This window comes from Comamonas aquatica (genome assembly GCF_018064205.1).
GTDB lineage: Bacteria > Pseudomonadota > Gammaproteobacteria > Burkholderiales > Burkholderiaceae_C > Comamonas > Comamonas aquatica.
In genome coordinates, this window is the sequence record NZ_CP072916.1 from 3764857 (window position 1) to 3791576 (window position 26720).

The 26720-nt window shown below is 64.0% G+C and carries 32 protein-coding genes; 19 read left to right on the forward strand and 13 right to left on the reverse strand.

The genetic code is table 11. The features are described from left to right. The first annotated feature begins 10 nt into the window (after positions 1-10). The 3 genes from rpmC (at position 11) to KAQ61_RS17675 (ending at position 1125) form a co-directional block, all read left to right on the forward strand. A complete protein-coding gene (gene rpmC / locus KAQ61_RS17665) occupies positions 11-208 on the forward strand; it encodes a 50S ribosomal protein L29 (protein ID WP_042418918.1) in 198 nt (65 codons plus the stop codon). Positions 209-217: 9 nt separating this feature from the next. Then, complete coding sequence (gene rpsQ, locus KAQ61_RS17670; RefSeq protein WP_042418916.1) at positions 218-487, forward strand: 30S ribosomal protein S17; 270 nt, start codon at positions 218-220, stop codon at positions 485-487. Positions 488-618: 131 nt separating this feature from the next. After that, complete coding sequence (locus KAQ61_RS17675; protein ID WP_045265663.1) at positions 619-1125, forward strand: peroxiredoxin; 507 nt, start codon at positions 619-621, stop codon at positions 1123-1125. 89 nt (positions 1126-1214) lie between these two features. Here the strand turns inward: KAQ61_RS17675 and KAQ61_RS17680 are convergent, their stop codons facing one another. The 3 genes from KAQ61_RS17680 to KAQ61_RS17690 form a co-directional block, all read right to left on the reverse strand. Next, complete coding sequence (locus tag KAQ61_RS17680; protein WP_210930001.1) at positions 1215-1787, reverse strand: hypothetical protein; 573 nt, start codon at positions 1785-1787, stop codon at positions 1215-1217. 400 nt (positions 1788-2187) lie between these two features. Next, positions 2188-2679: a GNAT family N-acetyltransferase gene (locus tag KAQ61_RS17685; RefSeq protein WP_162524762.1), complete on the reverse strand. Its 492-nt coding sequence runs from the start codon at positions 2677-2679 to the stop codon at positions 2188-2190. Between the two features lie 72 nt (positions 2680-2751). Beyond that, positions 2752-3435 carry a cytochrome b/b6 domain-containing protein gene (locus KAQ61_RS17690; RefSeq protein ID WP_210930002.1) on the reverse strand — a complete coding sequence of 228 codons (684 nt, stop codon included), beginning with the start codon at positions 3433-3435 and terminating at the stop codon, positions 2752-2754. A gap of 141 nt (positions 3436-3576) precedes the next feature. On the opposite strand from KAQ61_RS17690, the gene KAQ61_RS17695 reads away from it, so the two are divergent. Continuing rightward, positions 3577-4038: a c-type cytochrome gene (locus KAQ61_RS17695; RefSeq protein WP_210930003.1), complete on the forward strand. Its 462-nt coding sequence runs from the start codon at positions 3577-3579 to the stop codon at positions 4036-4038. A gap of 130 nt (positions 4039-4168) precedes the next feature. Here KAQ61_RS17695 and KAQ61_RS17700 read toward each other — a convergent pair whose 3' ends face one another. Beyond that, positions 4169-4672 carry a TlpA disulfide reductase family protein gene (locus KAQ61_RS17700; RefSeq protein WP_043387303.1) on the reverse strand — a complete coding sequence of 168 codons (504 nt, stop codon included), beginning with the start codon at positions 4670-4672 and terminating at the stop codon, positions 4169-4171. A 128-nt stretch (positions 4673-4800) separates the two neighbouring features. On the opposite strand from KAQ61_RS17700, the gene KAQ61_RS17705 reads away from it, so the two are divergent. The 4 genes from KAQ61_RS17705 to ptsP all read left to right on the forward strand — a co-directional run bounded on the left by KAQ61_RS17705 (position 4801) and on the right by ptsP (position 8023). Further along, positions 4801-5388 (forward strand): hypothetical protein, encoded by a 588-nt coding sequence (locus tag KAQ61_RS17705; protein WP_244982939.1) that lies wholly within the window; start codon positions 4801-4803, stop codon positions 5386-5388. 81 nt (positions 5389-5469) lie between these two features. Further along, on the forward strand, positions 5470-5931 hold the full coding sequence (locus tag KAQ61_RS17710) for a PTS sugar transporter subunit IIA (protein ID WP_042418898.1): 462 nt from the start codon (positions 5470-5472) through the stop codon (positions 5929-5931). Further along, a complete protein-coding gene (locus KAQ61_RS17715) occupies positions 5900-6169 on the forward strand; it encodes an HPr family phosphocarrier protein (RefSeq protein WP_042418895.1) in 270 nt (89 codons plus the stop codon). The genes KAQ61_RS17710 and KAQ61_RS17715 overlap by 32 nt, the downstream gene beginning before the upstream one ends. Positions 6170-6256: 87 nt before the next feature. Continuing rightward, positions 6257-8023, forward strand: coding sequence for a phosphoenolpyruvate--protein phosphotransferase (gene ptsP, locus KAQ61_RS17720; protein WP_210930004.1), 1767 nt, complete (start codon positions 6257-6259; stop codon positions 8021-8023). Positions 8024-8423: 400 nt separating this feature from the next. Here ptsP and lipA read toward each other — a convergent pair whose 3' ends face one another. From lipA to KAQ61_RS17735, 3 genes are read right to left on the reverse strand one after another with little or no spacing between them, the layout of a single operon-like run. Then, positions 8424-9404, reverse strand: coding sequence for a lipoyl synthase (gene lipA / locus KAQ61_RS17725; RefSeq protein WP_043387309.1), 981 nt, complete (start codon positions 9402-9404; stop codon positions 8424-8426). 10 nt (positions 9405-9414) lie between these two features. Next, on the reverse strand, positions 9415-10131 hold the full coding sequence (gene lipB, locus KAQ61_RS17730) for a lipoyl(octanoyl) transferase LipB (protein ID WP_420839351.1): 717 nt from the start codon (positions 10129-10131) through the stop codon (positions 9415-9417). Continuing rightward, on the reverse strand, positions 10128-10424 hold the full coding sequence (locus KAQ61_RS17735) for a YbeD family protein (RefSeq protein ID WP_244982940.1): 297 nt from the start codon (positions 10422-10424) through the stop codon (positions 10128-10130). The genes lipB and KAQ61_RS17735 overlap by 4 nt, the downstream gene beginning before the upstream one ends. Before the next feature lie 281 nt (positions 10425-10705). On the opposite strand from KAQ61_RS17735, the gene KAQ61_RS17740 reads away from it, so the two are divergent. From KAQ61_RS17740 to KAQ61_RS17785, 10 genes are all read left to right on the forward strand, one after another. Further along, complete coding sequence (locus tag KAQ61_RS17740) at positions 10706-11182, forward strand: ATP synthase subunit I (protein WP_210930006.1); 477 nt, start codon at positions 10706-10708, stop codon at positions 11180-11182. A 21-nt stretch (positions 11183-11203) separates the two neighbouring features. After that, entirely contained in the window at positions 11204-12067 is an 864-nt protein-coding gene (atpB, locus tag KAQ61_RS17745) for a F0F1 ATP synthase subunit A (protein ID WP_043387312.1), read from the forward strand. Positions 12068-12113: 46 nt separating this feature from the next. Then, on the forward strand, positions 12114-12362 hold the full coding sequence (atpE, locus tag KAQ61_RS17750) for a F0F1 ATP synthase subunit C (protein ID WP_011803767.1): 249 nt from the start codon (positions 12114-12116) through the stop codon (positions 12360-12362). Between the two features lie 35 nt (positions 12363-12397). Continuing rightward, positions 12398-12868, forward strand: a complete 471-nt coding sequence (locus tag KAQ61_RS17755; RefSeq protein WP_042418867.1) for a F0F1 ATP synthase subunit B — start codon at positions 12398-12400, stop codon at positions 12866-12868. Positions 12869-12878: 10 nt separating this feature from the next. After that, the gene (locus KAQ61_RS17760; RefSeq protein WP_042418863.1) at positions 12879-13418 is read left to right on the forward strand and encodes a F0F1 ATP synthase subunit delta; all 540 of its coding nucleotides are present in this window, start codon (positions 12879-12881) and stop codon (positions 13416-13418) included. 43 nt (positions 13419-13461) lie between these two features. Next, on the forward strand, positions 13462-15021 hold the full coding sequence (atpA, locus tag KAQ61_RS17765) for a F0F1 ATP synthase subunit alpha (protein ID WP_210930007.1): 1560 nt from the start codon (positions 13462-13464) through the stop codon (positions 15019-15021). An 18-nt stretch (positions 15022-15039) separates the two neighbouring features. After that, positions 15040-15909: a F0F1 ATP synthase subunit gamma gene (gene atpG / locus KAQ61_RS17770; RefSeq protein WP_042418857.1), complete on the forward strand. Its 870-nt coding sequence runs from the start codon at positions 15040-15042 to the stop codon at positions 15907-15909. Positions 15910-15943: 34 nt separating this feature from the next. Then, positions 15944-17353 carry a F0F1 ATP synthase subunit beta gene (gene atpD, locus KAQ61_RS17775; RefSeq protein WP_042418852.1) on the forward strand — a complete coding sequence of 470 codons (1410 nt, stop codon included), beginning with the start codon at positions 15944-15946 and terminating at the stop codon, positions 17351-17353. Between the two features lie 76 nt (positions 17354-17429). Beyond that, positions 17430-17846: a F0F1 ATP synthase subunit epsilon gene (locus tag KAQ61_RS17780; protein WP_042418847.1), complete on the forward strand. Its 417-nt coding sequence runs from the start codon at positions 17430-17432 to the stop codon at positions 17844-17846. A 161-nt stretch (positions 17847-18007) separates the two neighbouring features. Further along, positions 18008-18661: a DUF1294 domain-containing protein gene (locus KAQ61_RS17785; protein ID WP_244982941.1), complete on the forward strand. Its 654-nt coding sequence runs from the start codon at positions 18008-18010 to the stop codon at positions 18659-18661. Positions 18662-18697: 36 nt separating this feature from the next. On the opposite strand, the gene KAQ61_RS17790 is transcribed toward KAQ61_RS17785, so the two are convergent. Genes KAQ61_RS17790 through KAQ61_RS17800 form a run of 3 tightly spaced genes read right to left on the reverse strand, consistent with a single transcriptional unit; the run spans position 18698 to position 20768 of the window. After that, positions 18698-19240 carry a TPM domain-containing protein gene (locus KAQ61_RS17790; RefSeq protein WP_210930008.1) on the reverse strand — a complete coding sequence of 181 codons (543 nt, stop codon included), beginning with the start codon at positions 19238-19240 and terminating at the stop codon, positions 18698-18700. A 6-nt stretch (positions 19241-19246) separates the two neighbouring features. Beyond that, complete coding sequence (locus KAQ61_RS17795; RefSeq protein ID WP_210930009.1) at positions 19247-20140, reverse strand: TPM domain-containing protein; 894 nt, start codon at positions 20138-20140, stop codon at positions 19247-19249. A 40-nt stretch (positions 20141-20180) separates the two neighbouring features. Further along, positions 20181-20768, reverse strand: coding sequence for a LemA family protein (locus KAQ61_RS17800; RefSeq protein ID WP_210930010.1), 588 nt, complete (start codon positions 20766-20768; stop codon positions 20181-20183). Positions 20769-20891: 123 nt separating this feature from the next. Between KAQ61_RS17800 and KAQ61_RS17805 the strand changes: the two genes are divergently transcribed. Beyond that, positions 20892-21425: a DUF2946 family protein gene (locus KAQ61_RS17805; protein WP_210930011.1), complete on the forward strand. Its 534-nt coding sequence runs from the start codon at positions 20892-20894 to the stop codon at positions 21423-21425. Between the two features lie 43 nt (positions 21426-21468). On the opposite strand, the gene KAQ61_RS17810 is transcribed toward KAQ61_RS17805, so the two are convergent. From KAQ61_RS17810 to KAQ61_RS17820, 3 genes are all read right to left on the reverse strand, one after another. Then, positions 21469-21993, reverse strand: coding sequence for a c-type cytochrome (locus tag KAQ61_RS17810; RefSeq protein ID WP_043387517.1), 525 nt, complete (start codon positions 21991-21993; stop codon positions 21469-21471). Between the two features lie 118 nt (positions 21994-22111). Continuing rightward, positions 22112-23557, reverse strand: a complete 1446-nt coding sequence (locus tag KAQ61_RS17815) for an efflux transporter outer membrane subunit (protein WP_210930012.1) — start codon at positions 23555-23557, stop codon at positions 22112-22114. After that, entirely contained in the window at positions 23550-26711 is a 3162-nt protein-coding gene (locus tag KAQ61_RS17820; RefSeq protein ID WP_210930013.1) for an efflux RND transporter permease subunit, read from the reverse strand. The genes KAQ61_RS17815 and KAQ61_RS17820 overlap by 8 nt, the downstream gene beginning before the upstream one ends. Positions 26712-26720 lie beyond the last annotated feature (9 nt).

Below are 26720 nucleotides of genomic sequence, written 5' to 3' on the forward strand. Positions count from 1 at the left end.
GAGAATCAACATGACTAAAACTGCTGAACTCCGCCAAAAAGACGTGGCCGCCCTGGAAGCTGAAGTGAAGTCCCTGCAAAAGGCCCACTTCGGTCTGCGTATGCAAAAGGCCACGCAACAACTTGGCAACACATCGACTCTGAAGGCCACACGCCGTGAGATCGCCCGTGCCAAGACCATTCTTGCTGAAAAGCAAGCCGCCAAGTAAGGAGCCGACATGACGGAAGCTAAAACATCCCTCAAGCGCACCTTGATTGGCAAGGTGGTGAGCGACAAGCGCGCTAAGACAGTGACCGTGTTGGTGGAGCGTCGCGTGATGCACCCCATCTACGGCAAGATTGTGGTGAAGTCCTCGAAGTACCACGCTCACGACGAGCAAGGTGAATTCAAGATGGGTGACACCATCGAAATCACCGAGAGCCGTCCGCTGTCGAAGACCAAGAACTGGGTGGCAACCCGCTTGGTGCAAAAGGCTGCTCTGGTTTAAGCGTTCAACCGCTTTGACTGCATAGTCTTGAAAAGCGACCCACAATGTGGGTCGCTTTTTTATTTGTCGCCTTGCCCGGCGCTGTGCGCACGGGAACAAGCCAAGGCGATGCACATCCTGGAGGACACACAATGATCAAGGTTGGAGACGCGCTGCCCGCAGTGAAGCTGATGGAGTACGTGGAAGTGGAAGGCAATGGCTGTAGCATCGGCCCTAACCCTGTGGAGCTGCCTCAGGCTGCCGCAGGCAAGACGATTGCCCTGTTCGCCGTGCCCGGCGCCTTCACCCCGACCTGCTCTGCCAAGCACCTGCCTGGTTACATCGAGCAGGCCGAGGCTTTTAAGGCGGCAGGCGTGGACGAAATCTGGTGTGTGTCCGTGAACGATGCGTTTGTGATGGGCGCCTGGGGGCGTGAGCAGAACGCCACCGGCAAGGTGCGCATGATCGCCGACGGCGACGCCGCGTTTGCCAAGGCCACGGGCCTGACCCTGGATCTGAACGGCAAGGGCCTGGGCCTGCGCAGCAACCGCTACTCCATGCTGGTCAAGGACGGCAAGGTGGTGAGCCTGAACGTCGAAGGCCCCGGCAAGTTTGAAGTCTCGGACGCCGCCACGCTGTTGGCCCAAGCCAAGGCCTAAGCCGCCGAGGATTGCAAAAAAGCGCTGCTTCTGCAGCGCTTTTTTTATGGTGCTTGGCGCCAGCTGCGGCACTCGCCGGTGGGGGGGGGCTAGGGCGGGGTGGTGGCTGGTGGAAGCTGTGACGAGGGGGCCCCTTTGTCCACCAACGGCACCACACTCCAGCGCCCGGACTGGAAGACATCGGGCACGCCGCGGTGGCTGGCTTCGCCGGCCACAGTCTGGCGCCAGCCCTCCAGCAGGTGCGCGCGTCCTGCCGTGTCGTGCATCAGCAGGGCGGTTTTCATGAAGTGCATCAGGCGGACCACCACCGAGGCCGGCCGTGCGTTGGGGCGCATCCAGCGGTAGGAGGCGGATGCCTCGGCGCCAAAGTAGGTGGCAAAACGCTTGAGCTCGACGTCCGTGGCCTCGTTCATCAGGCTGAAAACTTCCGAAGCCGTCGGGACTTTGGGTACGACGGCCAGTTCCGGGTGCTGTGCCAGAAAGCGCACCAGCAGGGCCAGGGCTGGGTCTTTGACCGGCGCATCCGGGGCCTGGCGCACGATCTGCATCCAGCGGGTGATGGACATGCCGAGCACCCAGATGATGTCCTGGGTCGCCAGCCCGAAGGCCTGGCGCACGGTCTCAAGGTCTCGGCCCAGCACGGGGCGGTCGGTGGGGATCATGGGCAAGTGGTCGGTTCTGTGTCGCAACGCCGGGTCCGTGCGGGAGTGGCCATCGACGCTGTTGCTGCATTATTCACGGGCTGCGTTCCCGCATCCAGCGCGGATCCCGCGTGTCGGTCACACACACCACGCTGCCGTCAGCGGTGTGATGTGGTGGAAGAAGGTGTCGATCGCGGTGTAAGGCCGACGGCGGCGATGCGCCAAATCCCGAGGGCTGCACAAGCGCGGGTGGAGCCCACGCGGTTGCCGGGAATGTGTGGGATCTGTGGTGAATGCGGCGTAACACCACGCCACGCGATCAAGCCTTCCTGTGGCGTGTGCAGTGCCTTGCTTGGCTGCGTGTGTCCCTGCAGTGCCATACCTTGCACTGTGCAGGCGTCTGGACCGGTGCGGCGGTCGTTCAGAAGATGTCGACCTTCAGGTAGTGCGCCCCGGCAATCGGGTTGTGGTAGTAGGGTTCGATCGCCGTGAACCCCAGGTCGGTGTAGAGGTTGCGCGCCGCCTCCATGTCGTCCAGGGTGTCCAGCAGCACGCAGGCATAGCCCGCCTGGCGCGCTGCATCAAGGGCGCTTTCGGCCAGCTGGCGCCCCAGGCCGAAGCCCCGGAAGGCCTTGCGCACGTACAGGCGCTTCATCTCGGCCGCATTCGGGTAGTCGGCGGTGTCCAGGGGGCGCAGGGCGCAGCACCCGGCCAGGGCATCGCCCACATGGGCCAGCAGCAAGCTGCCGCGGGGCGCGGCATAGTCGCCGGGCAGGGTGGCCAACTCGTGGGCAAAATTTTGAAAGGCCAGGTCCAGGGCCAAGCTGTCGGCGTATTCGCTGAACAGCAATGCGGCGCTGGCCATGTCTTGGGGCGTCGCGGCGAGGGCGACGGCCACGCTGGGGTGGTCCACGTTCAAAACTGGGTGTTCAAGGGCAAAACAAAAGCCCAGTGTAGCGGCATGCCGCAGCCAGGGATACCGTGGTTAGAACGCAGCCCGGGTCCAGACCCAGTAGGCCATCACGGCGCAGGCCGCAGCGAACAGCAGGGCGGAGGCCCAGCTGGCCAGGCCGTCGCGGCTGGCGGGCAGGTCGGCGGGCAGGCCGCCCTTGTCACCGTGCAGCATGGCGGGCACCAGCTTGTCGCGCCGCACGAGGCTGTAGAACACGATGGCGGCCAGGTGCAGGCCGATCACCGTCCACAGCAGCCACTGGCCCCAGCCTTTGTGCCAGCTGGTGGCCCAGGCGATGGTGTCGGACGAGACAAAGCGCACCAGGGGGCCGGCAAAAGCGATTTCGTCATCGCTGACCAGTCCGGTGCCCACTTGCAGGCCCAGGATGCCCAGCATGGCCAGCACCGACAGCGCCCCCAGTGGGTTGTGGCCGGCCTTGTCGGCGGGGCGGCTCTGGCCGCGCAGGTGGCGCAGCAGCCGCGCGGGGCCGGGGATGAAGGTGGTGAAACGTGACCAATGCCCGCCAACCAGTCCCCAAATGATGCGAAACAGCAGCAGGGTCAGGACCACGTGCCCCAGGCGCAGGTGCCATTCCATGGCGTTGCCGCCGATGTTGGCGGTGACGATCAGGGCGATCACGCTGGCGGCCAGCGACCAGTGGAACAGGCGCGTGGGCAGGTCCCAGATGCGCAGGCGGGTGGTGGTGGGTGAGCTCATGGGTGGAATGTACGGGGCGGAAGGGGAAAGATGCTGCGGCGCATCAAAAAATGCCGGAGGGTTGGGGAACTGCCGGGGCGCGGCGATACTCCCCTGTTACAACCAGGGTTGTCTGGTTCATACCGAGAAAGGAAGTTCCCCATGAAGTTCAAAACCTTGTCCGTGGCTGCGCTGGCTCTGTATGCGGCGCTGGCGGGTGCGACGGCATCGGCCGACACGCTGAAGTTTGGCAAGACCGAAGATGCCGTCAAGTACCGCCAGAATGCCTTGTTCGTGATGAGCCAGCACTTTGGCTCGCTGGGCGCCATGGCCAACGGACGGGCCGAGTTCAACGCCGATCTGGCCAAGCAGAACGGCGCTGTGCTGGAGACGCTGGCCACCTTGCCCTGGCAGGCGTTCGGCGCAGGCACCGAGGGGGGCAAGACCAAGCCCGAAGTCTGGAAGGAAAAGGCCAAGTTCGACGGCCATGCCAAGGATTTCGTGACCGAAGCCGGCAAGCTGGCCGCGGCCGCCAAGACCGGGGATCTGGCACAGCTCAAGGCCGCCTTCGGTCCTGCGGCCCAGACTTGCAAGGCCTGCCACGACGCCTTCCGCAACCGTTGATAGCCCCTGGTTATTTGAATAAAAAAGAGCTGCCAGCGCAGGTGTGGATTGGGTTTCAAGGCTTTTAAAGCCCGAAACCCAACGCCATCCAGCGCTGGCAGCTCTTTTTTTGAGATGGTACTGGCGCGTCTCAGGCCTCGGCCAGCAGCTTTTCGATCAACTGGTGCAGCTCTTCAAAGTTGGGCTGCCCGATGTAGGTCTTCACGATGTCGCCGCGCTTGTTGACGATGTAGGTGGTGGGGGTCAGCTTCACATCGCCCCAGGCCTTGGCGATTTGGCCAGTGTTGTCCAGCGCCACCTTGAAGGGCAACTGACGCGACTGGGCGAAGTTCACCACATAGCTGGGTGGGTCGTACTGCATGGCCACGGCCAGGGTGTCATAGCCCTGGTCCTTGTACTTGTTGTAGGTCGCGATGACCTCTGGCATTTCCGCTACGCAGGTCACGCAGCTGGTGGCCCAGAAGTTGACCAGCGTCACCTTGCCGCGCAGTTGCTGCGTGGTGGTGCTGGAGCCGTCGAGCAGCACGAATTGCGAACTGGGCGCGGGCTGCGCGGACTCGCCCCACAGCACATAGCCCCCCAGGCCTGCGAATGCAGCAAGCGCCACGCCTGCCACCAGATGTTTGATTGCCATACGTCGTATTGTGCCAAGTTGCCGGGATGCGGCCCCAGGCAGATCCCCGCAGCACGCCCATGTATGGAGTGGTTTACCCCGAAGAAGTTCAGCATCCAGTTCGTCCGGGGTTTGCCGATAATCCAGGCATGAGCAAGATTTTCCCCCTGATGCGTTGTGCCATGGTTGCCGCTGCTGCGCTGGCCTTGGGCGCCTGTGGCAAGCACGAACCGGAGTTGCCCTGGCGCCCCGTCGCGCTGGACGACGCAGGGCTGGAAATGCAGTTTCCGTGCGATCCGCAGTTCGCCCGCACGCCGGTGGACTTCGGCATGTCCCTGGGCCGCGTGCCGGTCAACATGATGGGCTGCGACGCCGTGGATTCCACCTTCGCCCTGTCGCACTGGGTGCTGGATGACGCCAGCCAGGCCGACGATGCCCTGGCGTTCTGGGAGGCCGCGGTGCTGACCCGCCTCAAGGCCGTGGATGGTGAAGGCGCGGGCGACAAGAGCGGTGCCCCCTTCGTGCCCGCAGGCGCCATGGACCTGGGGCGTTCCATCCGCGCCACGGTGGAGGGTGTCGGCCCCGCAGGCTGGACCATCACCACCCACGGCGTCTGGTTTGCACGCAAGGAGGGCGCCAAGGCGCGCATCTTCCATGCCGTGGTCTATGCCCCCAAGGCCCACCACAAGATCGCGGGCCAGTTCTTCAACAGCATCGTGCTGCAAGCCCGCCCCTGAGCGGATCGGCCAGCACAGTTGCGCTGTGCGGCGTTCACCGCGTGGCTGGCGCGCCATAATGGCAATCCAGACTAAGGCCTTATGACCACGACTGCCAACCACATCCTCCTGATTGCCCACGCCCCGCTGGCGCACGCCTTGCGCGAATGTGCGCTGCACGTGTTTGCTGACAGCGCCCAGGATGTCAGCGTGCTGGATGTGCCGCCCAACGAATCTCCCGAAGACACGCTGCAGGCGGCACGCACCCTGCTGGCGCACAGCGGGGCCGAGCGCACCCTGGTGCTGGCGGATGTGTTCGGTGCGACGCCCAGCAATGTGGCCCACCGGCTGGTGGAGGGCAGTGCCGCGCGCTTGCTGGTGGGGGTGAACCTGCCCATGCTGCTGCGCGCCATCTGCTACCGCTACGAACCGTTGGACGAGCAGGCCGCGCGTGCGCTGGCAGGCGGTCAGCAAGGCATGCTGCAAGTGGCGGCCAGCAATGCCCCACGCAACCAGAATTCCCGGAAAGAACATGGTCAAGACAGAGATCACCATCAGCAATAAGCTGGGCTTGCATGCCCGCGCTTCGGCCAAGCTGACCAAGCTGGCCGGCAGCTTCCCCTGCGATGTCTGGATGAGCAAGGGCGAGCGGCGCATCAACGCCAAGAGCATCATGGGCGTCATGATGCTGGCGGCCGGGGTGGGCTCCGTGGTGGAGCTGGAAACCGATGGCCCCCAGGAGCAGGAAGCCCTGGACGCACTCGTGGCACTGATCAACGACAAGTTTGGCGAAGGCCAATAAACACGGGCAACGCAGCAGTTAGGCTGCGTTTTTTTGCATGGTGCACCGTCGGTGCCCAGCAAGAGCATCGTTGAAAAGGATCAAGGCATGACATTTGCCATCCATGGGCTGGCCGTTTCGCGCGGCATTGCGATTGGGCGGGCGGTGGTGGTGGCCGCCAGCCGGGTTGAGGTGCGGCACTACTTCATCGACGCGAACCAGGTCGAGGCGGAGCTGGACCGCGCCCGCAAGGCCCGCGCGGCCGTGGTCGACGAGCTGCAACGCCTGGTCAGCGACCTGCCCGATGATGCGCCGGGCGAGCTGGCCGCCCTGTTGGAAGTGCACCTGATGCTGCTGCAGGACGAGGTGCTGGCGGCGGGCGTGCGCCACTGGGTGGCCGAGCGGCTGTACAACGCCGAGTGGGCGCTGATGACGCAGCTGGAGCAGATCTCGCGCCAGTTCGACGAGATGGAGGACCCCTACCTGCGCGAGCGCAAGACCGACCTGGAGCAGGTGGCCGACCGCGTCCTGCGGCAGATGCGTGGCCAGGCCACCAGCCCCGTGGCGGCCCCGCCCCTACCGCCCGCGCCGGCGCAGGATGGCTCGCAGCCCATGCTGGAGGGGCTGGCCGACGCGCCCCTGGTGCTGGTGGCGCAGGACCTGTCGCCCGCCGACATGCTGCAGTTCAAGCGCAGCGTGTTTGCCGGTTTTGTGACGGCTGTCGGTGGCAAGACCAGCCACACCGCGATCGTCGCGCGCAGCATGGACATTCCCGCCGTGGTGGGCGCGCGCGCCGCCAGCCAGCTGATCCGCCAGGATGACTGGGTGGTGATCGACGGCAATGCCGGCGTGGTGCTGGTGGACCCCTCGCCCATCATCCTGGAGGAGTACCGCTTCCGCCAGCGCCAGGACGTGCTGGAGCGCGAGCGACTGGCGCGCCTGCGCCACACCCCGGCGATCACGCTGGATGGCCAGAAGGTGGAGCTGTTGGCGAACATCGAGCAGCCCGGCGATGCCGGCGCGGCCGTGCATGCCGGGGCCGCCGGCGTGGGGCTGTTCCGCAGCGAATTCCTGTTCATGGGGCGCGAAGGCAAGCTGCCCGGCGAGGAGGAGCAGTTCGAGGCCTACAAGGCTGCCGTGCAGGGCATGCAGGGCCTGCCGGTGACGATCCGCACCATCGATGTGGGGGCGGACAAGCCGCTGGACAAAGTCAGCCGCGACATCTCGCTGAACCCTGCGCTGGGACTGCGCGCCATCCGCTGGAGCCTGGCCGAGCCCGCGATGTTTCGCACCCAGCTGCGCGCCATCTTGCGCGCCGCGGCGCTGGGCCCGGTGCAGCTGCTGTTTCCCATGGTGTCGCACCAGCACGAGGTGCACAGCATCGTGCAGCAGGTCAAGCTGGCCCAGTCCGAGCTGGACGCGCGGGGCGTGGCCCAGGGGCCGGTGCAGCTGGGCGCGATGATCGAGATTCCCGCCGCCGCCATCATGGTGCGCAGCCTGCTGCAGCATTTTGATTTCGTCTCCATCGGCACCAACGACCTGATCCAGTACACGCTGGCCATCGACCGCGCCGACGAGGCCGTGGCGCATTTGTACGACCCCCTGCACCCGGCCGTGCTGCACCTGGTGGCCCAGGTCATCCAGACAGCCAACGACATGGGCAAGCAGGTCTGCGTGTGCGGCGAGATGGCGGGCGATGCGGGCATGACGCGCCTGCTGCTGGGCCTGGGCCTGCGCAGCTTCTCGATGCACCCGGCGCAGATCCTGAGCGTGAAGCAGGAAGTGCTGCGCGCCGACACGCGCAAGCTGCAGCCCTGGGCGCAGACGGTACTGGCGGCCGAAAGTCCGGCGGCACTGCTGGAAGTGACGCAGTAACACGGGAAACCGGGGCGCGCGCGCCATTCCGTCGCAAAGCGGGTTGCGTATTGTTGCAATTTAATTGAGATTAATTCTCATTCAGTGCTATGATGCGTAGCACTAGGTTCTTGGAAGCACGTCTTCTGGTGGGGGATGCCAAGAACCGGCCCTTTCAGGTTTCATCGTGGGGCGACAAACAGGCCTGTCAAGCCTGTGCGTCGTTTTTTGCCAGCCAGCGGACTGCCCGGTTAGCCACGCATCTTTTCGCACGGTGAATGTAGATCATGAAACAGGAGCAGCCAGCGCGCGTTGCTGCTTGTTTTCGAAATGTTTTGCTGCTGAAGTCAGCACTCCTAGAGCGCCAAGCGCTATAAAAAAAAGCAACCCGCGGGTTGCTTTTTTTGTGCGCGGTGCGGGCTCAGACGCCCGCGGCGTGCGCCTGCTGGTCGGCGTGGTAGCTGGAGCGCACCATGGCGCCGACGGCGGCGTGGCTGAAGCCCATCTTGTAGGCCTCTGCCTCGAACATCTTGAAGGTGTCGGGGTGCACGTAGCGGCGCACGGGCAGGTGGCTGTTGGTGGGCGCCAGGTACTGGCCGATGGTCAGCATCTCGATGTCGTGGGCGCGCATGTCGCGCATCACTTCCAGGATTTCCTCGTCCGTCTCGCCCAGGCCCACCATCAGCCCGCTCTTGGTCGGCACATTCGGGTGCAGGGCCTTGAACTTCTTGAGCAGGTTCAGCGAGAACTGGTAGTCCGAGCCTGGACGCGCTTCCTTGTACAGGCGCGGGATGGTTTCCAGGTTGTGGTTCATCACATCGGGTGGCGCGGCCTTCAGGATTTCCAGCGCGCGGTCATCGCGGCCGCGGAAGTCGGGCACCAGGATTTCGATCTGGGTGGTGGGAGACAGCGCACGGGTTTGCTGGATGCACTCCACGAAGTGGCCCGAGCCACCGTCGCGCAGGTCGTCGCGGTCCACGCTGGTGATCACCACGTACTTCAGGCGCAGGCGGGCGATGGTCTCGGCCAGCTTGCGCGGTTCGTCCACGTCCAGCGGGTCGGGGCGGCCGTGGCCCACGTCGCAGAACGGGCAGCGGCGCGTGCACTTGTCGCCCATGATCATGAAGGTGGCCGTGCCCTTGCCAAAGCATTCACCGATGTTGGGGCAGCTGGCTTCCTCGCACACCGTGTGCAGCTTCTGCTCGCGCAGGATGTCCTTGATCTCGTAGAAGCGCGTGGTGGGGCTGCCCGCCTTGACGCGGATCCACTCGGGCTTCTTCAGGACTTCGCCCTGTTCGACCTTGATGGGGATGCGCGACAGCTTGGCGGCCGCCTTCTGCTTGGCCAGCGGGTTGTAGTTCTCGGCGGACTGTGCTTCGCGCACGACTTCGTTGCTGCTCATGATGGTGGTCTCAGGGCGCGAGGCGGGTGATCAGCTGGCTGCCGAACACTTGCGCCACCTCGTTCCAGGTTGTCTGGATGCCGATTGTAGAAAGGTCGACGGTCGCCATGCCTGCGTAGCCGCAAGGGTTGATGCGGTGGTAGGGCTCCAGGTCCATGGCCACGTTCAGGGCCACGCCATGGTAGGTGCAATGGCGGCTGACCTTGATGCCCAGCGCGGCAATCTTGCCCAACCCGGTGAAGTCCGGCTGGGGCGCAGGGCTGCCGGGCGCGCGCCGCTGCGGGCGCTGTGCCAGCATGGCGTGGCTGAAGGGATCGTCCAGGCGCACATAGATGCCGGGAGCGCCTTCCACGCGGTGGCCGGTGACGCCAAAGTGCGCCAGGGTGCGGATCACGGCCTCTTCCAGGCGGTAGACGTATTCCTTGACGAAGTAACCTCGGCGCTGCAAATCCAGCAACGGATACGCCACCACCTGGCCGGGGCCGTGGTAAGTCACTTGGCCACCGCGGTTGGTGGCCACGACGGGAATGCCACCGGGCACCAGCACATGCTCGGCCTTGCCGGCCAGGCCTTGGGTGAATGTGGGGGCGTGCTCACACAACCACAGTGCGTCGACCGTGTGCTCGTCGCGGTGGGCGGTGAAGTCCTGCATCGCCTGGTTGCAGGCCGCATAGTCCACGCGGCCTAGCAGGCGCGCGTCGATGGCGTGCGGTGCCACCTGGCTCAAAGCACCACCTTGACCAGGGGGTGGCTGGTCAGGGCGCGGTACAGGTCGTCGAGTTGCTCGCGGCTGGTGGCGGTCACGGTGATGGTGATACCGAGGTACTTGCCGCCGCTGCTGGGACGCTGCTCGATGGTGCTGGCGTCGAAGTAAGGGTCGAACTGCAGGGCCACGCGCGTGATCGCGTGCACAAAGTCTTCCGCGTGCAGGCCCATCACCTTGATGGGAAACAGGCTTGGATACTCGATCAGCGAGTCCTTGCGGGAATCGGTGCTAGCGGATGTATCGGACATGGTCATGATGAAAAATGGAGCAAAGGGTTTTGCTTGGTGCGAAGACCATTGTGCGCTATGGTTGCGCCGCTGGTCGTGGGTGCGGGTTTAGGTGTCTTGCAAGGCAACTTACGTGCTTTTACAACGGTGTAAACCCGATGTCTTGTTGCCGCACGACGACATAAGCTGCGGGAATTGTCCGGGAAAACCCCCGCAACCTGCTGCAGGTGGCGCTTGCAAAACGGGTTTCTACGTATAATCAGAGGCTTTGTGAAAATTCCGGTTTGAGCGCTGGCGCATCTGACAACATGAAACACCAAGCCCACGAAACGGAATTTGAGGACGAAGAGCCGCAAATCAAGCCCCTGACGCCCGAAGAAGCGCAGGCGTGGCGACAGCGACAGCCCCGGATGTCCATGTGGCGTGTGCTTGCCGCCCAGGTGGTGGTGGGCGCGCTGTGCGCCGTGGTGGCAGCGCTGGTGGCAGGTCGCGAGGCCGGCTGGTCGGCCGCTTATGGCGCACTGGCGATCGTGGTGCCTGCGGCGCTGTTTGCCCGTGGCGTGGCCCGCAACAGCGGGCGTGCAGGGTATGCGTCGAGTGCGATTGCAAGGCTTTTTGCCTGGGAATTTGTCAAGCTGGTGCTGTGCATCGCCATGTTGGCCGCAGCCCCTGTCTTGGTGCCAAACCTGCATTGGCTGGCGTTGCTGGCAGGGATGGTGGTAACGATGAAAACGTATTGGCTGGTTCTGGTGACAGGACGGGCCAGTGTCCGAAAAACCGATTGATATTGAGAGAAGAGTTCACCGATGGCAGCCGACGCGCACGCTCCAACCGCAAGTGAATACATTGTTCACCACTTGCAGCATCTGCAAAATATCAAGCAAAACTCCATCATCGATTTCTCGGTGGTGAATCTCGACTCCGTCGCGGTCAGCCTGATTTGCGGTGTGATCGGCCTTTTCGTGCTCTGGCTGGCGGCCCGCAAAGCCACGGCTGGCGTGCCCGGCCGTTTCCAGGCTGCGGTTGAAATGCTGGTGGAAATGGTCGACACCCAGGCCAAGGCCAACATCCACAATGCTGAATCGCGCAAGTTCATCGCCCCTCTGGCGCTGACCGTGTTCGTCTGGATCTTCCTGATGAATGCCATGGACTTGCTGCCCGTGGACCTGTTGCCCGTGCTGTGGCAGACCGCTCAGGGTGATTCGCACGCTTATCTGCGCGTGGTGCCCACGGCCGACCTGTCGACCACTCTGGGTCTGTCGACGGGCGTACTGCTGCTGTGCTTCTTCTACAGCGTCAAGATCAAGGGTGCTGGCGGCTGGGCGCACGAACTGGTGACCGCGCCCTTCGGTACGTCGAAGAATCCCGTTTTCGCCCTGATCCTGGGCGTGGTTAATCTGCTGATGCAGATCATTGAATATGTTGCCAAGACGGTTTCGCACGGTATGCGACTGTTCGGCAATATGTACGCTGGTGAGTTGGTGTTCTGCCTGATTGCCCTGATGGGCGGCGCGGCTGCCATGTCGCTCTCTGGTGTGTTGCTCCCTGTGGGGCACATCATTGCGGGCTCTATCTGGGCGATCTTCCACATTCTGATCATCACCCTGCAGGCCTTCATTTTCATGATGCTGACGCTGATTTACCTCGGCCAGGCGCATGAAGCCCACTGACCTTTCCCTTTCAACTTCAACTTTCCTTTAATCCCTAGGAGTCATCATGGAAAACATTCTCGGTCTCGTCGCTCTGGCTTGTGGTCTGATCGTTGGTCTGGGCGCTATCGGCGCTTCGATCGGTATCGCACTGATGGGCGGTAAGTTCCTGGAATCCTCGGCCCGTCAGCCTGAGCTGATCAACGAACTGCAAACCAAGATGTTCATCTTGGCTGGTCTGATCGACGCCGCTTTCCTGATCGGTGTTGCTATCGCCCTGCTGTTCGCTTTCGCCAACCCCTTCGTCCTGGCCTAAGCTCCGATCAACGCCCTAGAAAGAAAGGTGTTGCCGTGAGTATTAACGCGACCCTGTTCGTTCAGTGCATCGTCTTCCTGATCTTGGTGCTGTTCACGATGAAGTTCGTGTGGCCCCCGATTGCGAAGGCGTTGGATGAGCGAGCCCAGAAAATCGCCGATGGCCTCGCTGCTGCCGACAAGGCCAAGACCGAGCTCAGCGCTGCCAACAAGCGCGTTGAGCAGGAACTGAGCCAGACGCGCAACGAGACAGCATCGCGGCTTGCGGACGCCGATCGCCGCGCCCAGGCCATCATTGAAGAGGCCAAGGTCCGCGCGACAGAAGAAGGCAACAAGATTGTTGCTGCTGCCCGCGCCGAAGCTGAGCAGCAAGCCGTTGCAGCCCGTGAAGCACTGCGTGAGCAAGTCGCTGCACTGGCCGTGAAGGGCGCCGAGCAGATCCTCCGCAAGGAAGTGAATGCCGGCGTTCACGCTGATCTGCTGAACCGCCTGAAGACAGAGCTGTAAGGAAAGCAAAATGGCAGAACTCGCCACCATTGCCCGCCCTTACGCTGAAGCCTTGTTCAAGGCCAGCTCCGCCAGCGGAGCTGACTTGAACGGCACTGTCGCTTGGGTGGAGGAATTGGCGGCGATTGCCGCTGATCCGCAATTGCGTCAACTGGCCGACAGCCCCAAGGTGACGGTCGAGCAAGTGCTCGGCGTCATCACTGGCGTGGCCCGTTCGGCTTTGCCCGATGCCGCTCGCAATTTCCTGCGCGTCATCATTGAAAACGGTCGCCTGGACGCACTGCCTGAAGTGGCTGTGCAGTTCCGTGCCATCGTGAACCGCCTCAATGGCTCGTCCGACGCTATCGTTTACAGCGCTTTCCCCGTAGAGGATGCAGCTCTGAACGACATCAGCGATGCGCTGCAAAAGCGCTTCGGCCGCAAGCTGAACCTGTCCGTCCAGATCGATGCATCTTTGATCGGTGGCGTTCGCGTGGTGGTGGGCGACGAGGTGTTGGACACCTCCGTCAAGGCTCGTCTGGAACAAATGAAAGCGGCCCTCACTGCGTAAGCGGATTGAGGTCTCGGCTAACCAAAGAAAGAAGGAAAGAGTCATGCAACTCAATCCCGCAGAAATTTCTGAATTGATCAAGAGCCGCATCGAAGGGCTGGAAGCAACTGCCGATATCCGTAACCAAGGCACCGTGGTGTCGGTGACGGACGGTATCGTGCGCGTGCACGGCTTGTCGGACGTGATGCAAGGCGAAATGTTGGAATTCCCCGCTTCCGCCGATGGCCAGCCTTCGTATGGCTTGGCGCTGAATCTGGAGCGTGATTCCGTCGGTGCGGTGATCTTGGGTGAGTACACCCACATCGCCGAAGGTGACACTGTGAAGTGCACTGGCCGTATCTTGGAAGTTCCCGTGGGTCCCGAACTGATCGGCCGCGTGGTGAATGCGCTGGGCCAGCCTATCGACGGCAAGGGTCCCATCAATGCCAAGATGACCGACGTGATCGAAAAGGTTGCGCCTGGTGTGATCGCACGTCAATCCGTGGATCAGCCTCTGCAAACCGGTATCAAGTCCATCGACTCCATGGTGCCCGTGGGCCGTGGTCAGCGCGAGCTGATCATTGGTGACCGCCAGACTGGCAAGACCGCTGTTGCGATCGACGCCATCATCAACCAAAAGGGTCAAGGCGTTACCTGTATCTACGTGGCGATCGGTCAAAAGGCCTCGTCCGTCAAGAACGTGGTGCGCGCGCTGGAGCAAGCTGGCGCGATGGAATACACCATCGTCGTGGCTGCAACGGCCTCCGAATCTGCTGCGATGCAGTACGTGTCGGCTTACTCCGGCTGCACGATGGGCGAATACTTCCGCGACCGCGGTGAAGATGCCCTGATTGTGTATGACGACCTGTCCAAGCAAGCTGTGGCCTACCGCCAGGTTTCGCTGCTGCTGCGTCGTCCTCCAGGACGTGAAGCTTTCCCCGGCGACGTGTTCTATCTCCACAGCCGTCTGCTGGAGCGTGCCGCTCGCGTGAACGCCGACTACGTCGAAGCCTTCACCAAGGGCGCTGTCAAGGGCAAGACCGGTTCGTTGACTGCGCTGCCCATCATCGAAACACAGGCTGGCGACGTCTCTGCCTTCGTGCCTACGAACGTGATTTCGATTACCGACGGCCAGATCTTCCTGGAAACCAGCCTGTTCAACGCTGGTATCCGTCCTGCGATCAACGCCGGTATCTCGGTGTCCCGCGTGGGTGGTGCTGCCCAGACCAAGCTGGTTAAGGGCCTGTCCGGCGGTATCCGTACCGACTTGGCGCAGTACCGTGAACTGGCTGCGTTCGCGCAGTTCGCTTCCGATCTGGATGACGCAACCCGCAAGCAGCTGGATCGTGGTGCCCGCGTGACCGAACTGTTGAAGCAGGCCCAGTACTCGCCGCTGAACACAGCGCTGATGGGCGCGACGCTGTTCGCCGTGAACAAGGGCTACATGGACGACATCGAAGTCAAGCAAGTGCTGCCCTTCGAAGCCGGTCTGCACCAGTTCCTCAAGACCAGCCACGGCGCCCTGCTGGACCGCCTGAACGCCACCCGCGCTTTCGACAAGGAAGGCAAGGACGAAGCTGAATTGACCGCTGCCATCGCTGCGTTCAAGAAGTCGTTCGCTTAAACCGGACGAGGAGCCATCATGGCAGCAGGCAAGGAAATACGCGGCAAGATCAAATCGGTGGAAAACACCAAGAAGATCACCAAAGCCATGGAAATGGTGGCTGCATCCAAAATGCGCAAGGCGCAGGAACGGATGCTGGCTGCCCGTCCATACAGCGAAAAAGTCCGCAATATTGCAGCTCATCTTGGCGAAGCACATCCTGAGTATCAGCATCCCTTCATGCAAGTGCATGCTGATGCGAAGAAGGCCGGCATCATTGTGGTGACGACCGACAAGGGCTTGTGCGGCGGCATGAACACCAATGTGTTGCGTGTCGTCACGACCAAGTTGCGTGAACTGCAAGATGCGGGCACTTCGGCGGAGGCCGTGGCGATTGGCAGCAAGGGACTGGCTTTCCTGAGCCGTATTGGTGCCAAGGTGGTCTCTCAAGCCACAGCACTGGGCGATCAGCCCCACCTCGACAAGCTCATCGGGCCTGTCAAGGTGTTGTTGGACCAATACGCTGAAGGCAAGCTGAGCGCGGTGTACCTGAGCTACACCAAGTTCATCAACACCATGAAGCAAGAGTCGGTGGTGGAGCAACTGCTCCCACTGTCGAACGAGCAAATGCAAGCCGAGAAGACGGGTGCATCGTGGGAGTACATCTACGAACCTGATGCCCAGACCGTCATTGACGATCTGCTGGTGCGTTACGTGGAGTCCCTCGTGTACCAGGCAGTGGCGGAAAACATGGCGTCCGAGCAATCGGCGCGCATGGTGGCCATGAAGGCCGCAACCGACAACGCTGGCAACGTCATCAGCGAGTTGAAGCTGGTCTACAACAAGACGCGTCAGGCCGCGATTACGACCGAACTGTCGGAAATCGTCGCAGGCGCTGCCGCTGTGTAAACGGCTTTAACAGACAAACAGATTGGAGCAAAGAATGGCTCAAGTACAAGGCAAGATTGTTCAATGTATCGGCGCCGTGGTGGACGTGGAGTTCCCACGTGACCAGATGCCCAAGGTGTACGACGCGCTGAAGCTGGAAGGCTCGGCCCTGACCCTGGAAGTGCAGCAGCAGCTGGGCGACGGCATCGTCCGTACCATTGCGCTGGGTTCTTCCGACGGCCTGAAGCGTGGCCTGATGGTGACCAACACCGGTTCCGCCATCACCGTGCCCGTGGGCAAGGCGACCCTGGGTCGCATCATGGACGTGCTGGGCAACCCCATCGACGAACGTGGTCCCGTGGACCAGACCCTGACGGCCGCCATCCACCGCAAGGCCCCTGCGTACGACGAACTGTCGCCTTCGCAGGAGCTGCTGGAAACCGGCATCAAGGTGATCGACTTGGTCTGCCCTTTCGCCAAGGGCGGCAAGGTGGGTCTGTTCGGTGGCGCCGGTGTGGGCAAGACCGTGAACATGATGGAACTCATCAACAACATCGCCAAGGCCCACAGCGGTCTGTCGGTGTTCGCTGGTGTGGGTGAACGTACCCGTGAAGGCAACGACTTCTATCACGAAATGTCGGACGCCGGCGTGGTGAACCAGGAGAACCTGGGCGAGTCCAAGGTGGCGATGGTTTACGGCCAGATGAACGAGCCTCCAGGAAACCGTCTGCGCGTGGCGCTGACCGGCCTGACCATGGCCGAGTCGTTCCGTGACGAAGGCAAGGACGTGCTGTTCTTCGTGGACAACATCTACCGTTACACCCTGGCCGGTACCGAAGTGTCCGCGCTGCTGGGCCGTATGCCTTCCGCTGTGGGCTACCAGCCTACGCTGGCCGAAGAAATGGGCCGTCTGCAAGAGCGTATCACCTCGACCAAGGTGGGCTCCATCACTTCGATCCAGGCCGTGTACGTGCCTGCGGACGACTTGACTGACCCTTCGCCTGCGACGACCTTCGCCCACTTGGACTCCACCGTGGTGCTGTCGCGTGACATCGCTTCGCTGGGTATCTACCCTGCCGTGGATCCTCTGGACTCCACCAGCCGCCAGCTGGACCCCCAAGTGGTGGGTGAAGAGCACTACAAGGTGGCCCGCGAAGTGCAGGGCACCCTGCAGCGCTACAAGGAACTGCGCGACATCATCGCGATTCTGGGCATGGACGAACTGGCGCCTGAAGACAAGCTGGTCGTGGCCCGTGCTCGTAAAATCCAGCGTTTCCTGTCGCAGCCTTTCCACGTGGCTGAAGTGTTCACCGGCGCCCCTGGCAAGTACGTGCCTCTGGCCGAAACCATCCGTGGTTTCAAGATGATCTGCGCCGGTGAGTGCGACCATCTGCCCGAGCAGGCTTTCTACATGGTCGGTACCATCGACGAAGCCTTCGAAAAGGCCAAGAAGCTGGCTGCTTAAGCTGTCGTGAAACCGGGGCGCCCGCCCCGGTGGCACGTCGCAACAAGCCCAGTCCCACCTTTTCTCAGGAGCAAAGATGAACACCATCCACGTTGATGTGGTCAGTGCCGAGGAATCCCTCTTCTCCGGTCCAGCGCGCTTTGTCGCACTGCCTGGTGAAGCGGGCGAGCTGGGTATCTTGCCCAAGCACACGCCGCTGATCTCCCGCATCAAACCCGGTTCCGTGCGCATCGAATTGCCCAATGGCAGCGAAGAATTCATCTTCGTCGCCGGTGGCATTTTGGAAGTGCAACCCCACTGCGTGACCGTGCTGTCCGACACCGCCATCCGTGGCAAGGATCTGGACGAGCAAAAGGCCTCCCAGGCCAAGGCGGCCGCCGAGGAAGCCATGAAGAACGCCAAGAATGACGTCGACATGGCCAAGGCCCAGTCCGAGCTGGCTGTGCTGGCGGCACAGATGGCCGCGCTGCGCAAGTACCGCGGCAAGCGCTGATCGACCGGTCTCTGCAAAGAAAGCCACCGCAAGGTGGCTTTCTTTATGCCTGTTCTCAAAAACAAAGCACTTGGCGCTAGATGTACAAGGCTTTGCATCGATAAATATGCTGAAAGCGTTGCTGATCAAGCGCTGGCAGCTCCGGTTTTTGAAAGATGTTGATGCTGCGCTATCACGGCAGTCTGGTGGAGTGGAACGATGACCGCGGCTTTGGCTTCATCCAGCCGGACCAGGGTGGTGCGCGCGTGTTCGTGCACATCAGCGCCTGGCAGCCACGGCCCCAACCCCCGTCCCGTCCGCAGGTGGGGTCGCGCCTGGAATTTGCCGTGGGCATGGAAGGTGGCAAGCCACGGGCGCAGCAGGTGACATGGCGGCCTGCCGTGCGCCCACACGCAGGCGGTCCCCAGCGCACGGCGGGCCGGGTGTCCAGCGGTGCGCGGGCGAGTGGGGGCTGCGGCTATGTGGCGATCCTGGCGTTTGCGCTGGTGTGGGCCGGCTCCGCCGCGGTCTGGGGCGTGCCGCGCTGGGTGTTGCCCGGGTACGCGGTGCTCAGCCTGGTCACGTTCTGCGCCTACTGGCAGGACAAGCGGGCAGCCCAGGCGGGGCACTGGCGCACGCCGGAATCCACCCTGCATGCCCTGGCCTTGCTCGGGGGCTGGCCGGGCGCCATTGTGGCGCAGCAGTGGTTGCGCCACAAAAGCCGCAAAGCCGATTTCCGCGGACGCTTCTGGCTGACCGTGCTGGGCAATGTGGTGGTGTTCGTGGGGCTGCAGTCGCCCGCAGGGCGTGAGTGGCTGGCGCGCTGGACCCTCTAGCGTGAAAAATTCTTTCCAGCCGCGCCCGGCCGTGGGCTAGACATCCTTGGTGAAACGGCCCTGGACCACCGGGGCATCCGGCAGGTTGTCTGCGGCGTCGGTGCGGTCTGCGGGGCTGCGCGGGAAGTGCGCCACCAGCAATTCGGACACCAGTTCCAGCGCCTGCTCCAACCCCTGCGCGTAGGCGGCCTGCTGAAAAGACTGTTGCATGTCGCGCACGATGGCATCCCAGGTGAGTTGCGGCACCGCACGGGTCATGGCGCGATCGGCCACGATCTCGATGGCGTGCTCTGCCAGCAGCAGGTAGATGAGCACGCCATTGTTGTGCTCGGTGTCCCACACGCGCAGCTTGCCAAACAGCCCGACGGCCCGGTCGCGGGCACTGGCGTGGCGCCAGATGTAGCTGTAGGGCAGTCCGCCTTCCACACACAGGCGCAGCTGGCCGGTGTGCAGGCGCTCGCTGGCAGCGACGGCCCGCTCCAGGCGCTGTAGCACGTCGTCGGGGAAGGTCTCGCGCACCTGGCCCTCCACCCAGCGGTGGTGCCACAGTCGGTACAGGCGTTGCAGCAGGCGGGCCATGGCGCGTCACCAATTCCCGGAAGCGCCACCGCCCCCAAAGCTGCCGCCCCCGCCAGAGCGAAAGCCGCCGCCCCAACCCCCGTTGCCCCCGCCGCGCCAGCCTCCCCGGCCGGCCGCATTCCAGCCACCCCCCAGTGGCGGGCCGCCCCCACCGCGTGGGCCATTCGCCAGCAAGGTCACCAGGGCGGCCAGCACCCCGGCGCCCCCGGCCAGCCACAGGCTGGTGGTGACCGCGTAGGCCAGCACCCCGGCACCCCCGCCCACCAGCAGCGCGCCCCGCTTGTTGCCCAGCAGGCGGCGCAGCAGTGGGCCGATGACCATCACCCCGAAAAAAAGAAAAATGGCCAGGCTCTCCAGGTCCACCCGGTCACGGGCGGCGGTGGGCGGCTGCGGTGCCGGCAAGGCCTCACCGGCGATGCGCGCGGCTATCTGGTCCAGGGCCGCCAGGATGCCGGCGGCATAGTGCCCCTGGCGGAATTGCGGGGCCATCTGCTGGTCGATGATGCGCGCGGCGGCCAGGTCGGGGATGGCGCTCTCCAGGGCGCGGGCCACCTCGATGCGCATGCGCCGGTCGTCCTTGGCGACCACGATCAACAGGCCGTCGCCCACGTGCTTGCGGCCGATCTTCCAGCTGCTGGCCACGCGGTAGGCGAAGGGGGCGATGTCTTCGGGGGCGGTCGTTGGCACCATCAGCACCACCACCTGTGAGCCCGACTTGGCTTCGATGCTGCGCAGCCGTTGCTCGATCGCCCGGGATTCTTCGACCGACAGGGTGTGGGTCTGATCGATCAGCGCGGCGGTGAGTGCGGGCACGGGCAGCACGTCATGTGCCCAGCCGGGCAGCCAGCATGCACTCAGAACGATAGCTAGCAGCGCTTGCCACATGCGCGATACAGCCATATTTGCTTCCTCAACGGGCCGGTGCAGGGGCGCGCCGGCCTTACTTGCTGCCAAAGTCGACGCTCGGCGGGCGGGCAATCTCGGCCTCGTTGGCCACCGTGAAGCTGGGTTTGGGCTGGTAGCCAAACAGCTTGCCCGTCAGGTTGGTGGGAAAGCTGCGCGCCAGCACGTTGTAGGCCTGGACAGACTGGATGTAGGCATTGCGGGCCACGTTGATGCGGTTTTCCGTGCCTTCCAGTGTCACGCGCAGGTCGCGGAAGGCCTGGTTGGCCTGCAGCTGCGGGTATTGCTCGGCTACCACCATCAGGCGCGACAGGGCGCTGCCCAGCTGCCCCTGGGCCTGCTGGAACTGCTGAAAAGCGGCGGGGTCGTTGATCAGCTCGGGGGTGGCCTGGATGGCGGTGGCCTTGGAGCGGGCTTCGATCACCTGGGTCAGGGTGTCGCGCTCGAAGTTGGCCTCGCCCTTGACCGAGGCGACGATGTTGGGCACCAGGTCCGCGCGCCGCTGGTACTGGTTCAGCACCTCGCTCCACTTGGCCTTGGTGTCTTCGTCCAGGCGCTGAAAATCGTTGTAGCCGCAGCCCGACAGCGAGGTGGCGATCAGCAGGATGGCGAGCAGACGTTTCATGCACATGTCCCTTCAGAGGAATTCCTGGCGCCATTGTGGTGGCCGACCATGCCCCGGGTTTGTAGGCAAAATGCGGGCAACCGTTAGGCGCCGCCAAGTGGCAGCGCGCAAAGGACCGACAGCATGGATGAGATCGTGAAGCAGGCGTTGATCAAATGGCCGAATGTGCCGCATGTGCACGGCTGGCTGGGCCTGGATGCCCGCGGCCAGTGGTGGCTGCGGGATGCGGGGGTGCAGGCGCAGGGCCCATTTCCACACAGCAAGGGGACCCTGGTGGAGCACGAGAAGCTGCTGGCTTTCATCGGGCGCAATTACGAGGCCGACGCACAAGGCCAATGGTTTTTCCAGAACGGCCCGCAGCGGGTGTACGTGGAGCTGGAGCACACGCCCATGGTCTGGCGCGTGGATGCGCAGGGCGGCGTCTGTTCGCACACGGGCGTGCCCCAGGCGCAGGTGCAGGACTGCTGGATGGATGACGAAGGCCGTGTCTACCTGCGCTGTGCCGGGGTGCTGGGCGTGGTGCACTCGCAGGACATGGTGCATGTGGCCGACGTGGTGGAGCAGGGGCACTGGCACCCCCAGCCCCTGGCCTGGGACGCGCTGCCGCAGCGCTTCCAGTTCGTGCGCAGCCCGCAGCGGGCCGCAGCGCAGGCATGAAAAAAGGACCCTGGGGGTCCTTTCTGTTGGAGCACGCTGGCGATTACTTCGCTGCGGCGTCGCCTTCCTGGGCGGCAGGCTGAGGCTCTGGGAAGTTGCCGCCGGCTGCATTGGCCATGAAGGCCACGCCACGGGCGATTTCCAGGTCGTTGAAGTCGCCACCACCCTGGGGGGCCATGGCACCCTTGCCCTTGAGGGCCGAGTGCACCAGGGCGTCAAAGCCTTGGGCCAGACGGGGACCCCAGTCGCCCGCAGCGCCAAACTTGGGCGCGCCCGAAACGCCGGTGGCGTGGCAGGCGGCACATTGGCCCTTGTACACATCCTCGCCACCGCGCAGGGGGCGGTTGGCATCACGAATCTCCACGGAGCCCACCTTTTGCAGGCGCTGTGCCTGGGCCAGCTCCTGCATGCCCACGCCGGCACCGGTCTTGGGCGCCGAGCCCACGAAGGTGACCAGACCAATGATCAGGATCACGGGCAGGATGAAGGCAAGCAGTACCGTGATCAGCAACTGCTTGGGGTTCTTGATGGGGCCGGTATGGGCTTCTTCGTGGTGCTTGTCGCTCATGGCGTCCTCTGGTTATCGGGGCGGGGAAAAACCAACGGCGGATTATATCGATGGGGTTTTTTTGCCCCAGTCCCCCAGCGGCCGTTTGGCGGCCGCTGTGGTACAGAGTTGACGCACCTCAACGATTGGTGGTTTCCTGCTTGCCAAGGCTGGCTTCGGACCAGCCGCCACCCAGGGCTTTGTACAGGGCGACCTGGTTCTGCAGCTGGGCCAGACGCACCTGCACTGCACTTTGCTCCACCGTGAACAGCGAACGCTGGGCGTCCAGCAGGTCCAGGTAGCTGGCGACACCGTTGCTGTAGCGCAGTTCGGACAGGCGCAGGCGCGCCTGCTCGGCCTCGATCTGGGCTTGTTGGGCCCGCGCCTGCTCGCCCAGCGTGGCTTCGCCGGCCAGGGCATCCGAGACTTCGCGGAAGGCGGTCTGGATGGCCTTTTCGTACTGGGCAAGGGCGATGCCGCGGCTGGCCTGGGCCACTTCGAGGTTTGCCTGGTTGCGGCCGGCGTCGAAGATGGGCAGGGTCAGCGAAGGTGCGATGGAAAAGCCCCAGCTGCCGCTTTTGAACAGGCCCGAGAGCTCGTTGCTCACCGTGCCGGCCTGGGAGGTCAGGGCGATGCGCGGGAAGAAGGCCGCACGCGCTGCGCCGATGTTGGCGTTGGCGCCGATCAGTTGCTGCTCGGCCTGGCGCAGGTCGGGGCGGCGCACCAGCAGGTCGGACGGCAGGCCCGCTGGCAGGCTGGTCATGGCAGCCGCATCAGCCAGCTTGGCCCCCTTCAGGCCGGCGCGCAGGTCGTCCGGCAGGGGCTGGCCCAGCAGCAGGGCCAGGGCATTCTCGTCCTGGCTGCGCTGGCGAATCTGCTGCGCATAGGTGGCGCGTGCGGCTTCGGTCAGCGACTGGGCCTGGCGGTAGTCCAGTTCCGAGGCCACGCCGTTGTCGAAACGCAATTTGGCCAGTTTGATGGACTCCTCGCGCGTGGCCAGGGTGCGGCGCGAGATGTCCAGCAGCTCCTCGTCGGCCAGCAGGGTCAGCCAGCCGTTGGCCACGCTGGCCACCAGGCTCAGCTCGGTGGCCTTGCGGCCCTCGTCGCTGGCCAGGTACTGGGCCAGGGCCTGTTCCTTGAGGCTGGCGATGCGGCCAAAGAAGTCCAGCTCCCAGGCCGAGACCGCCAGGCCCACCTGGAAGTTGTTGACGATGTCGCCCGTGATCTGGCTGTTGCCACGGCTGGCATTGGCCGCCGCGTTCACCGTGGGGAACTGGTCAGCGCGCCGGATCTGGAACTGGGCGCGGGCCTGTTCCAGATTCAGCACGGCCACCCGCAGGTCGCGGTTGTTCTCCAGCGCCAGACGCACCAGACGCTGCAGGCGGGCGTCGGTGAAGAACTGCTCCCAGGGCACGGGCGCACTGGCCTGGCCTTCGGCGGCGGCCGGTGCCGTGGCACCGGAGACCGTGGGGAAGGCCGTGGGCACAGGGGCTGCCGGGCGCTCGTACTTGGGCACCAGCGAGCAGCCGGCCAGCAGCGCGGCGGTGGCCAGCACCGACAGGCGAAGGCTCGGGGTCTTACTCATGCTTGCTCTCCTCAATGCCGGCGGCTTGCGCGTGCGCGGCATATATCTTCCGTTGTCGTTCGCTGCCCTTGAAGAAGCTGCGCACCAGCACAAAGAACACGGGCACGAAGACCACGGCCAGCACGGTGCCGGTGATCATGCCGCCGATCACGCCGGTGCCGATGGCACGCTGGCTGGCCGAGCTGGCGCCCGAGGCGATGAACAGGGGCACCACACCCAAGGTGAACGCCAGCGAGGTCATGATGATGGGGCGGAACCGCAGGTGTGCCGCTTCCAGCGCCGCTTCGATCACGCTCTTGCCCTGGGCCTGCAGGTCCTTGGCGAATTCCACGATCAGGATGGCGTTCTTGGCCGAGAGGCCGATGATGGTCACCAGACCGATCTGGAAGTACACGTCGTTGGCCATGCCCCGGGTCAGTGTGGCCAGCAACACGCCGAGCACGCCCAGCGGCACCACCAGCATCACCGAGAAGGGGATGGACCAGCTTTCGTACAGCGCGGCCAGGCACAGGAACACGGCCAGCAGCGAGAAGGCGTAGAGCACCATGGCCTGGTCGCCGGCGAGCTTTTCCTCGCGCGACAGACCGGTCCACTCGAAGCCGAAGCCTTCGGGCAACTGGGCGGCCAGGCGTTCCATCTCGGCCATGGCATCCCCGGTCGAATAGCCTGGTGCGGCATCGCCTGCCAGCTTCATCGAGGAATAGCCGTTGTAGCGCACGGTCTGCATCGGGCCGGTGATCCAGCGCGTGGAGGCAAAGGCCGACAGCGGCACCACCTGGCCCTGGTTGTTGAGCACGGGCAGGTCCAGGATGGACTCGGGCTGCATGCGCGCCTTGGCATCGGCCTGGACCACCACCCGCTGCAGACGGCCCTGGTTGGGGAAGTCGTTCACGTAGGAGGAGCCCAGCGAGGTGGACAGGGCGGAGTTGATGCTGTCAAAGCCCACGCCCAGGGCGCTGGCCTTGTCGCGGTCGATCTCCAGCTGCATCTGGGGCGCGTCTTCCATGCCGTCGGGGCGCACGCCTGCCAGGATCTTGCTTTGCGAGGCCATGCCCAGCAACTGGTTGCGCGCGGCCATCAGGGCATCGTGGCCCTTGGCGCCACGGTCCTGCAGACGGAAGTTGAAGCCGGTGCCCGTACCCAGTTCCGGGATGGGCGGAGGGCTGAGCGCGAAGATGAAGGCGTCGCGCACCTGGCTCAGCGCCATGTAGGCGCGGCCCGCCACGGCGCTGGCCGAGTGCTCGGCCCCCGCACGCTCGCTCCAGTCCTTCAGGATCACGAAGGCCAGGCCGGCGTTCTGGCCCTGGCCGGAGAACGAGAAGCCCGACACCGTCACGATGTTCTTCACCTCGGGCTGGGCCAGCATGTATTCCTCGACGCGCTTGAGGGCTTCGCTGGTGCGTGCCTCGGCGGCACCAGGCGGCAGCTGCACGTTGGTGATGATGTAGCCCTGGTCTTCGTTGGGCAGGAAGGAGGTGGGCAGGCGGGTGAACACATAGCCCACGGCCGCCACCAGCACCAGGTAGATGACCATCATGCGGCCGCCGCGGCGCACCAGGGAGCCCATCGCGCCTTCATAGCTGTGCGTGGCGCTCTTGAAGCGGCGGTTGAACCAGCCAAAGAAACCCTTCTTTTCGCTGTGGTGGTCAGGATCGACCGGCTTGAGCAGGGTGGCGCACAGGGCCGGGGTGAGCGACAGCGCCAGGAAGGCCGAGAAGGCAATGGACGTGGCCATGGTGGCCGCAAACTGGCGGTAGATGTTGCCGGTGGAGCCTGCAAAGAAGGCCAGCGGCACGAACACCGAGATCAGCACCACGGTCACGCCGATCACGGCGCCCGAGATCTGGCTCATGGCCTTGCGTGTGGCCTCCAGGGGCGGCAGCCCCTCTTCGGCCATGATGCGCTCAACGTTCTCCACCACCACGATGGCGTCGTCCACCACGATACCGATCACCAGCACCATGCCGAACATGGTGAGCACGTTGATCGAGAAGCCCATGGCGAACAGCGCGGCGAACGTGCCCAGCAGGGCCACGGGCACCACGATGGTCGGGATCAGGGTGTAGCGGATGTTCTGCAGGAACAGGTACATCACCAGGAACACCAGCACCACGGCTTCCAGCAGGGTGTGGACCACCTTCTCGATCGAGACCGAGATGAAGGTCGAGGTGTCGTAGGGCACGGAGAAGGACACGCCTTCGGGGAAGAACTTCTGCAGCTCGGCGAGCTTGCCCTTCACAGCCGTGGCCGTGGCCAGGGCGTTGGCCGAGGGCGTGAGCTGCACGCCCAGGCCCACGGCCGACTTGCCGTTCAGGCGGGCCGAGGTGCTGTAGCTTTGCGAGCCCAGCTCGATGCGGGCCACGTCCTTGAGGCGCACCGACGAACCGTCGGTGTTGGCGCGCAGCACGATGTTGCCGAACTGCTCGGGCGTGCTCAGCTGGCCGCGCACGACGATGGTGGCGGCGATGGGCTGGTCGCTGACGGCAGGCAGGTCACCGAGGTTGCCGGCGGACACCTGGGCGTTCTGGGCCTTGATAGCGGCGCTGACCTGGTCGATGGACAGCTTGAAGCCCTTGAGCTTGGTCGGATCGACCCAGACGCGCATGGCGCGCTCGGCGCCGAACTGCGTGACCGAACCTACGCCCGTGACGCGCTGCAGCTCGGGCACGATGTTGCGTGCGGCGTAGTCGTTCAGGGCGTCCAGGCTGAAGTTCGGGTTCTCGGTGGTGATCATCGAGAACAGCAGGAAGTTGGAGCGCGACTGCTCCACACGCACGCCCTGCTGCGTCACCGCGGCCGGCAGGCGCGGGGTGGCGCGCGACAGGCGGTTTTGCACGTCCACCTGGGCCAGGTCGGAATTGGTGCCTGGCTCGAAGCTCAGCACCACCGTGCCTGTGCCGTTGGCCTGGCTGGTGGTTTCCACATAGGCCAGCCCTGTGGCGCCGTTCATCTCACGCTCAATGACGGCGAGCACACTGTCTTCCAGCGTCTGGGCGGTGGCGCCGGGGTAGGCCACTGAAACCTGGATGGTCGGCGGCGCCACGGCGGGGTACTGGGCGACGGGCAGCTTGGTGATGGACACCGCCCCGATCACCATCAGGAAGATGGTGATGACCCATGCAAAGATGGGTCTGTCGATAAAGAACTTGGCCATCTGCGGCGC